General features: G+C 72.1%; 6 protein-coding genes and 1 pseudogene. 2 read left to right on the forward strand and 5 right to left on the reverse strand.

What is annotated here, in order from left to right; translation table 11 throughout:
* Positions 1 to 9: 9 nt before the first annotated feature.
* Positions 10 to 1062 carry a CU044_5270 family protein gene (locus ABD308_RS11465; RefSeq protein ID WP_344331950.1) on the reverse strand — a complete coding sequence of 351 codons (1053 nt, stop codon included), beginning with the start codon at positions 1060 to 1062 and terminating at the stop codon, positions 10 to 12.
* The gene (locus ABD308_RS11470) at positions 1059 to 1694 is read right to left on the reverse strand and encodes an RNA polymerase sigma factor (protein WP_344331951.1); all 636 of its coding nucleotides are present in this window, start codon (positions 1692 to 1694) and stop codon (positions 1059 to 1061) included. Before ABD308_RS11470 ends, ABD308_RS11465 begins: the two co-directional genes overlap by 4 nt.
* A gap of 194 nt (positions 1695 to 1888) precedes the next feature.
* On the opposite strand from ABD308_RS11470, the gene ABD308_RS11475 reads away from it, so the two are divergent.
* Together ABD308_RS11475 and ABD308_RS11480 are read left to right on the forward strand one after the other, a co-directional pair.
* Entirely contained in the window at positions 1889 to 2521 is a 633-nt protein-coding gene (locus ABD308_RS11475) for a class I SAM-dependent methyltransferase (RefSeq protein ID WP_344331952.1), read from the forward strand.
* Positions 2522 to 2692: 171 nt separating this feature from the next.
* The gene (locus ABD308_RS11480; RefSeq protein WP_344331954.1) at positions 2693 to 3004 is read left to right on the forward strand and encodes a hypothetical protein; all 312 of its coding nucleotides are present in this window, start codon (positions 2693 to 2695) and stop codon (positions 3002 to 3004) included.
* A gap of 115 nt (positions 3005 to 3119) precedes the next feature.
* Here the strand turns inward: ABD308_RS11480 and ABD308_RS11485 are convergent, their stop codons facing one another.
* From ABD308_RS11485 to ABD308_RS11495, 3 genes and pseudogenes are all read right to left on the reverse strand, one after another.
* On the reverse strand, positions 3120 to 4286 hold the full coding sequence (locus ABD308_RS11485) for a hypothetical protein (protein WP_344331956.1): 1167 nt from the start codon (positions 4284 to 4286) through the stop codon (positions 3120 to 3122).
* A gap of 77 nt (positions 4287 to 4363) precedes the next feature.
* On the reverse strand, positions 4364 to 7837 hold the full coding sequence (locus ABD308_RS11490; protein WP_344331959.1) for a hypothetical protein: 3474 nt from the start codon (positions 7835 to 7837) through the stop codon (positions 4364 to 4366).
* Between the two features lie 39 nt (positions 7838 to 7876).
* Positions 7877 to 8663: pseudogene (locus ABD308_RS11495) on the reverse strand (hypothetical protein); the annotation flags it as partial.

Below are 8663 nucleotides of genomic sequence, written 5' to 3' on the forward strand. Positions count from 1 at the left end.
GCGGCGCCGTCAGGCGGTGGCCTGTCCGGCGCCAGGGCGCTGGTTCCTGGTGTCGACGACGGCCCGGGCGACGATGGACGTGCGCTCCACGACCGTGCCGGGCTTGACGCCGTTGAACTCCCGGACCTGCACGCCCCGGCTGCCGAGGTACTGGTGGCTCTCCCGGTCGAAGATCCACTCCGACCTCTCGCCGGTCTGCGGGTCCAGGCGCGCCAACGCGATGCCGTCCCGGCCGGAGGCGTCCTGTGCGTGCTCGACCACCACGACGCCCGGGATCCTGCCGGCCGCCTCGTAGAGCGCGGCGGCGAGGCCGGAGGGGACGAGCTGCTCGCGGATGATGGAGCCGATCTCGTTGAACGCCTGCTGGTCGCGGTCCCGGGTGCCGCTCACCGTCGAGTAGGCGAACTTCAGCAGGGCGTCGGGGTCGGCGGGTTGGGCCGCGAGCCACTGGTAGGTCAGCTGCTTGCGGGGGTCGCCGTTGTCCAGCGCGATGCCGCCCTTGTCCTGGTAGCCCGGCTCGTCCAGCCAGCCCCGGGTGCCGTCGGGGGACTTCCACACCTCCCGGTCGTGCAGCGGCTGGACCCAGGTGGCGGACTCCCCGGTGTCCGCGTTGAGACTGCCGGCCATGAAGGAGACCCGGCTCTTGACGTAGATGTACTGGCCCGGCCCCGGCTGGGGCGTGGGGTTCGCCGTCGCGGCGGCGGCGATCTCGCGGACCGTCGAGGCGAGCTGGACGGTACTCCCCTCCTCGATCTGCACGACGGGCGCCTTGACCAGCCGCGGAGCCGCCGTCGTCGTGTCGGCCGGGCTGCCCAGGGAGACGACCAGCGCGAGGGCCGCGGCCGCGGCGACGGGCGCGGCGATCAGGGCGGCGCGGCGCAGCGGGCGCCGCGCCGGGGAGGGCGCGGGGTCGCGGTCGGACCGGTGGATCTCGTTCATCAGGAATTCCTCGATCAGGTCCTGGCGGTCGGCCGCCAGGCGGGGGTCGGCCGGCGCCGGCAGGAGGCGGGCCAGTTCCGCGTGGTCGAGCGGTTCGTTGCGCCGACGCGGGTTGCGGATCATCGGTGCGTCTCCTTGTGCGGCCGGGCCGCGGTGTCGCGGCTGCCCTGTGTTTGTCCGGGGGGCGGGAGGGGTTCCGTGGTCCTCTTCGCGCGGCGCAGTTCCTCGTCCGCGAGTTTGCGCAGCCGGGTGCGGGCGCGGGACAGGCGCGAACGCACGGTCCCGACGGGCACGCCGAGGGTGGCCGCCGCCTCCGCGTAGCCGAGCCCGGACCACACGCACAGCGCGAAGACCTCGCGTTCCGGTCGCCGCAGGCGCGCCAGCGCCTTGCGGGCGGCCGCGAGTTCCTCGGAGTCGGCCATGCGCCCGACGAGCTCGTCGGCGAAGTCGGGGACCGGGTCGGCCGCGGGCACGCGGGACATGGCCGCGCTGTGGCGGCGGGCGGCTCGTGTCGTGTTGCGCAGCACGTTGACGGCGATGCCCATCAGCCAGGGGCGCGGGCTGTCGCCCTCGTCGCGGAGCTTCCCGCGCAGGCGCCAGGCTTCGAGGAAGGTCAGCGAGACCACGTCCTCGGCCAGCGCCCAGTTCCCGGTCACGCGCACGGCGTGGCGGTACACCAGGGAGGAGTGGTCCCGGAACAGGTCGCGGAACGCTTCGGGATTCCCGGCCCGCAGCCGGGAGTGGGGATGGTTCACGTCATGCCTTGTCCGAGCGGGAACACCGGTTCCCGTGACGCGGGTCACCGGCCGACACCGGCCACCGCACGATGATGCCAGTCGACAGTGACGCGTTTGCCGGCCGTCCGGCCTTCGAGCGGTCCGTCACAGGCGCCCGACGAGCACTTCAGCGGCCATGACCGGTGTCGGCGCCATCGTTTTAGGATGCGACCATGGACAGGATCACGCTGCCGCCCGGCGAACCGATACCGATGACGACACGGCGAACCCGCTGGCAGCAGGCGGGGCAGAGCGGGAACTTCGGCAAGCGGTTCGCCGAGCTCATCGCCGCGGGCGAGGACGTCGACGGTGAGGCCCGGCTCGCGGACACGCTCCTGCGGCGCGGCGCCCGGGTGCTCGACGCCGGCGCCGGCATGGGCCGGGTGACCGCGGCACTCCTGCGCCAGGGGCACGACGTGGTCGCGATCGAGCCCGACGAAGCCCTGGTCCGGCAGGCCCGGGAGACCTACCCCGGGCTGCCGATCGAGGAACGCGACATCCTCGGCCTCCGCCCCGACGACGGCCCGTTCGACCTGGTCGTCTGCGTGGGCAACGTCCTCATCTTCCTCGCCGAGGGCACGGAGCGCAGGGCCCTGGGCGCGATGCGCGACGTGCTCGGCGAGAACGGCCGGATCCTGGTCGGCTTCCACCTCCAGGACCCACCACCGCACGCCAGGAACTACACCCCGGCCGAATTCGAGGCGGATCTGACCGCCGCCGGCCTGCGCGTCGACCTGCGAGCGGGCACCTACCAACTGCACCCCGCGAACGACGCCTACGGCGTCTGGATCCTGAGCCGCGCCTAGAGGAATGAGGCGAAGGGTGAGTGGTCGTCGTAGGCGGTCAGCGAGCATATGAGAGTGGGCGGTGCGCGGTTCTGGCCATGTTTTCGGCCGCGCCCCGCCGGGTCAGGCGTGTTGCCCGCGGGATGGCTACGGTGACCGCAGAAGATCGACTTCTCTTCGGGAGGAAGACACGTGAGTGACGACACCGCCGTACCGGCCGGGAACGCCGCGACGGACGAGGGGATCCGGCAGATCCCGCTGGTGGTAGCGGAGCGGGCTCCGCTCTCGCCCGCCGGCGCGCAGGCCCGCGAGCAGCTCCTGGCCGCCATCGGCTCGGAGGCGCAGGCCGTCGCCGAGAGGAACCCCGGTCACGGGGCCGAGGCCCTGGAGACCCTCGCCCGCGCCTATGCGCTGGTCACGGCTGGAGCACCGGGCGTCGAGCCCCTCGTCACGACGCAGCGGAACTCGCACACGCTCACCGTCGCCCCCGCCAAGTTGACGTGAGACGGCGCCGCCCGGCTGTCCAACGGCAGGATCCGGGGCGGCGTCACCGACCGGGGCCCGCGCCACGGAGTGGCCCGGGATCGGACTTCAGGATCGTTGACGCTCCACGTGGGCGTCACATCAAGGATCCACCGCCGAGCATGTGGCAAAGGAAAGACGGAGATCCGCTGTCCCCTACTCGGTCCACCCGCACCTTGAAACCTCCCGGCCGAACGGGCAAAGTGACGAAAGGCCGGCTCCATTCATTATCGTCGCTGTGATAGTGGGATTTTATCTCGATTTCCCCGAAGCCGACATCGACGCTTACCGCCCCATGGGGATTCACCTGAATGGTGAGGATCGCGTCGGCGGTGACGCTGAGATTCCTCCAAGCGCCCTGAGCGGCCGGACGAATCGAGAGCGGCTCCCTCAGCACGGAGGTCACGCCCCTGATTTCGACCCCCTTTTCCGCCTCGATCTTCCCTTTCGCGGTGAACTCGCCACGGGTGACGATCCTGCCGTGAACGTCAAGGTTGCCGATGTCCAGGTCGGGTTTGATGACGGTGACCTGGGTGGAGACGATCCGTACGACGGGGTTGGTGGGGTCGCCGGTGGTGGCGCGGATGTAGAAGGTGGTGTCGGAGGTGATGCCTTCGACGTCGAGTTCCTCGCGCGTGGTGACGTCCCGGTTGGTCCCCGGGTAGAGCAGCTCGTAGGTGGCGTTGGCGGAGCGTTCCCAGGTGAGCTTGACGTCGCCGCCGTTGGGGATGATGGAGGGTTCGCACTGGAGGTTGCGCAGGTAGAAGTCGGCGGGGAACTTGCCGAGGTTGAAGACCGTGGACCGGTCCTGGAAGGCGGAGCTTCCGGCGCGGGAGCGTTCGGTGACGGTGACGGGGGCGGTGCCGACCTTGCGGCTGATCGGGATGTCGGACAGCTGGACGGTGAATCCGGTGCCGGGGCCGATCGGCGCGTGGCTGCCGGTGGGGGTGAAGACGAACTCCTTGGCGGATTCGTCCAGGCGCGCGGTCCAGCCGGTGAGGCTGATCCGCGGGCTGATCTTGTTCAGGTCGGTGGCGAGGTCGGGTGCCATCGTCCCGGCCGGGACCTTCACCCTGATCCATTCGACGTCGGCCTGTGTGCCGCTCTGCCGGGCGACGGCGATGACGATCTCCCCGAGTTCCTCCGGAGCCTGCGGGTTCTCCGGCGAGGCCTTCAACGGACTGGGTGTGGTGGTGGGGGTGTAGGACAGCAGCGGCTCGTTCGCGGTGCTGCCCGCGTCCTGTGTCTGGACGACCACGGTCACGATCGGCTCCTTGGGGGTGGGTGGCCGTGCCGCCACGGAGAGGGGCGGCACGAAACGGCGACGGCGGTGGCGGCCGGTCAGTCGTCGGCGCGGGTGTGGGCGGCAGCGTTGTCGAGGGTGAGGAAGCCGGAGCGGATCTCGGGTCCGGCGAGGGGGAGGTCGTACTGGTCCTGGCCGAGGACCGGCAGCCTCTCCCACTGTCCGCCGCGGTTCTCCGACCAGCTCCACGTACCGACGACGCCGGCCGGTACCGGCATGAGGACGGTCTCCTCGTCTTCGTCCTGGGGGCCGCGCAGGGCGGTGGTGGCGGCCAGCAGGGGCCCGGTGCGGAAGTTGACCGCCATCCGGGCGATCGCGGGGTCGGTGAACTCCTGCGGGACGAAGACCTTCCTGGTGGCGAGGAGGTCCGTGGTGGCGTGTACGGCCGCGCGCGGGTCCAGCAGCACGGTGGCCACCGCCGTGTTGTGGTCGCCGAAGTCCAGGTTGAGGCCGGGTGTGTCGCCGATGGGCCGCAGGTAGTCCCCGCCGCCGGCCGCCGGGTCGACGACCGTCTCGAAGTGCCCGTAGTCGTCGTCCAGGACGTATCCGACCAGGCCGTCGTCGCTCTGCTGCGCCTCGCCCAGGCGGATCGTCCAGGGGTAGGTGGGCAGCTCGGACGGGGACGGCCGGAAGAGGTTCTGCCAGCTGACGTCGGTACGCAGCGGGCCGCGCAGGTCCATGGTGAGGCGGGTGCGGACGAGGGCGAGCGGGCGGCCGAGGAGGAAGCCGAGGCCGGGGTCGGCCGGGCCGTCCGGGTCGATGGTCTCCAAGGCCCGGTCGAGGGTGGACCGGAAGGCGTCGAAGGTCTGCGGCCCGCGGGTCTTCACCGCGTTGAGCAGCCGGTAGGGGTGCGGGGCGAGTGCCTCCAGCTGGGCGAAGTCGGTCACTTCGGAGCCGGGCAGGGCTGTCCAGGAGACCTCGCGGGTGCCCGCGGTGTTCAGGGTGACGCGCAGTTCGCCGAGGCTCGCGCCGTCGGGGGTGTGGAGGACGAGGGAGCGGTCGAGGCGGTTGTGCAGCAGCCAGGCGCAGACGGGGTTGGTCCCGGGGGTCAGGTCGGTGTCCTCGTCGGTGGTGGCCGCGAGGAAGTCGAAGCGAAGCCGGGCCGGCTGGAGCAGGCGCGGGCCGAGTTCGACCAGCCGGTCGGAGTCGTAGTCCCTGACGGGGTGGGCGGGGCGCATGGTGTCGGGCATCTCGGGCTTGAAGTGGGCGGCCCTGGCGATCAGGTGGACGGAGCGTCCGAAGCGGTCGACGACGGCCAGGTCGAGGAAGGCGAGCTGTCCGGCGCGCAGTTCCTGGAAGGTGGATTCGGGGTCCGGGTCCCAGTCGCTGGCGGGCGGGGCGCCGGGGTCCGGCGGGGGGTAGTCGCCGTTGCCGATGAGGTCGGCGAGGGCGCCGGTGGGCTGCAGGCCGGCGAGCGGCCGGCGTTGGGCGATGGCGGCGCCGAAGCCGTCGAGGGTCTGGGAGAGGTAGTTCGCCTCGCGGGCCTGGGAGCGGACGCCGAGGAGGGCGTCGGCGGGCAGGTCGGCGCGCACGCGGGCGTAGCTCTGCACGGTGCCGTCGACGATGTGGCCGGCGCTGGGGGCGAGGATCTGGCGGCCGGAGACGACGAGCGGCGCGCCGGGTTCTCCGGTGCCCTTCCACTGGTAGCGGGAGCCGTCGACGAAGTCCCAGTGCGGCCGGTCGCCGTCGCGGAAGGGCAGCGGGAAGTACTCGGCCTTCCAGAGCAGGAACAGGGGCTGCCAGGGCATCGCCCACGGTGTGGTGCCGTACTCGGGCAGGGTGCCGGTGACGTCCCGGATGTCGCCGCCGCGCAGGGCGCGCTCCAGGATGAGGAACTCGCTGAGCAGGGCGGGCAGGCAGGCGGGCTGCTGCCCGGTGAGGTCGATCTGGGCGGCGACGGGGGCGACGTCGGCGGTGGTGGTGCCGGAGGCACGCGTGATCAGGCGTTCGGGGGTGCGGCAGGGCAGGGCGGTGTCCCGGGTGAGGGGGGCGTGGAGGTTGGCGCCCTCCAGGGTGAGGACGGGGTCGGCGCTGTACTCGAAGTCCGCGGCGGGCACCCGGATCAGGCGGCGGGCGGCACGGGATCCGTAGGCGGGGTGGAGGGCGTCGATGCGCGCGGCCAGGTCCGACTCGCTCCGGCCCCAGGGCAGTTCGGCGCGCTGCCGGGCCAGGTCGAGGGCGAGGGCGGCCACGCGACCGGCGGCGCCGTCGGGAATCGTCCTGTCGAGTTCGTCCTCGATGCGGGCGTCGAAGTCGGTGGAGCGGCGTGGCAGACGGCTGAGCCACCACAGGTGGTAGAGGTGTTCGCGGGCGGCGTCGAGTTCGGCTTCGGTGGCGTCGTGTTCGGCCTGGCGGCGGTTGAGGTCGGCGACGGTGTCGGCCTCCGCCGCTCGGGTGGCGCGGGAGGTGGTGCGGCCGGTCTCCTCACCGCGTTCGCCGATGAACCACCGGTACCCGCCGGGGACCGGGCCGAAGGCGCTGTCGTGGGCGCGGCGGTCGGTGAGGATGTCCGCCTCGGGGCGGTCGCGTTCCTCCAGGGCGTCGATGCCGCCGAGCAGGAACGCCCGGAACAGGTCGGCTTCTTCGTCCGAGAGGGCGCCGTGGCCGCCGGCCTGGGCGCCGAGTTCGGCGACGGACTCGGCGATGCTGTTGGACACGATCGTGGTGACGTCGGCAGGCGCCGGGCAGGGCGAGTCGGGGACGGGGCCGTTGAGGTCCCAGTCCAGGCCCAGGACCGTTCCGGAGTAGACGGAGGAGCGGATGCCGCTGCCGGAGCCGACGGGCGGCGTCCACCGCAGGCGTTCCAGCAGTCCGGCGAGTCCTTCGGTGCCGGCCAGGATGTCGCTGTCGGGGTCCGCGTACCAGCCGGCCACGAGGTAGCTGAGCCGTTCCCGCGCGGGCGGTTGGTCCTCGGGGGTGTCCAGGAGGGTGTCGTGGAGGGAGAAGACGTTGCTGTTGTAGGGCTGGAAGACCGGGAAGGTCAGCAGGCCGGGGCCGATCGCGGTGAGGAACGCGTCCCGCCTGCCGTCGGGCTCGCGCCAGGGGCCGGTGAGTTCGTGGCACTTGCCGAGCAGGGTGGCGGGGGGTTCCTCGTTGTCGGGGCCGGTGTCGAAGTCGGGGTTGGGGAAGGAGACGGTGCCGTTCATGGGGTCGAGGTGGTCGCTCTCGACGATCCAGGCCTTGAGCGCGCGGGTGCTGTCCCGGTGGCGTACGACGAGCCAGCGGTTGGGCACCAGGGGGAACTCTCCGACGCCCTCCTCCTCGTCGTGGCGGCCGCGGGTGAGGGCGGCGGGCAGTTCCCACTGGAGGTAGACGCCGAGGCGGTCCTCCCTCCCGGTCCACTCCTCGGGGCTGGAGAAGGGGGCGGGCTCCGCGGGGACGCCTTCGCCGATGTCCTTGAAGTTGGTGATCCACCGGTGGAACGTGTGCGGGGTGGCGGTGTCGCGGGTCTGCCGGTTCACGGCGAGGGCCGCGACCTCGACCGGCACGATGAGGGTGTTGTCCACGGACATGGTCCGGGGGTCCTTTCGTCGGTGCGGGGTGGTCGGGCCTCAGGGCCGGGAGAAGGTCTGCGCCTGCGGCGCGTTGATCATCTGCAGGGCGAACTGCGCGGAGGAGATCCACTGGCTTTCGGCGAGCCCGTGGGCCCGGGACAGCGCGGGCACCAGCGCGTCACCGGTACCGCCGACGTTGAGGACGTCCCGTTCCCCGTCCCGCAGGAACCGCGCGAAGCGGCCGAAGGTGTCCGAGCTCGCTCGGGCGGGCGGGAACTCGCCCATGGGGTGGCCGATGCCGTCCCCCTCGATCGCGCGGAGGTCGATGGTGCCGAGGTCGCCGATGCCGAAGCACAGGCCGCGCGGGGGCTCGGCGAGTTCGACCCGGTCGATGAGTACCGGAAAGATCGCCAGGCGGATCCGCGTGCCGAAGACCGCCTCGCGCACGGGTTCGACGCTGCGGGTGCCCTGGTAGGCGGTGAGGATGGCCTTGGGCCAGTTCTCCACCAGGCTGGAGTTGATCAGCACGGCGCACTTCGGGACCGGGCCTCCCCCGGCCGCGAGGGCGTTGAGGTCGGCGTCCAGGGTGTGGCCCACGCCCACGCTCAGCGCGCCGTCGACCGCCGCCCGCACCCAGGCCTCGTCGAGGTGGGCGAAGCGGATGCTCTCCTCCGGAAGGGCACGGGCGTCGGGGACCAGGTGGGACAGGCTCAGCAGCTCCAGGCTGCGCAGGGCGTCCAGCCAGACGGTGACCTTCGCGAACTCGTCGGGCGCTGCCTCGGCGAGGAGGCCGGCGACACCGGGCAGGGCGAGGACGGCACGCGCGTCACCGGGGACGCGGCGG

Source organism: Kitasatospora putterlickiae, assembly GCF_039527695.1.
GTDB classification, from domain to species: Bacteria; Actinomycetota; Actinomycetes; order Streptomycetales; family Streptomycetaceae; genus Kitasatospora; species Kitasatospora putterlickiae.

Coding starts and splice junctions, on each gene's coding strand:
- ABD308_RS11490 (WP_344331959.1), bottom strand. CDS start 7,837: ATGTCCGTGGACAACACCCTCATCGTGCCGGTCGAGGTCGCGGCCCTC.
- ABD308_RS11475 (WP_344331952.1), top strand. CDS start 1,889: ATGGACAGGATCACGCTGCCGCCCGGCGAACCGATACCGATGACGACA.
- ABD308_RS11465 (WP_344331950.1), bottom strand. CDS start 1,062: ATGATCCGCAACCCGCGTCGGCGCAACGAACCGCTCGACCACGCGGAA.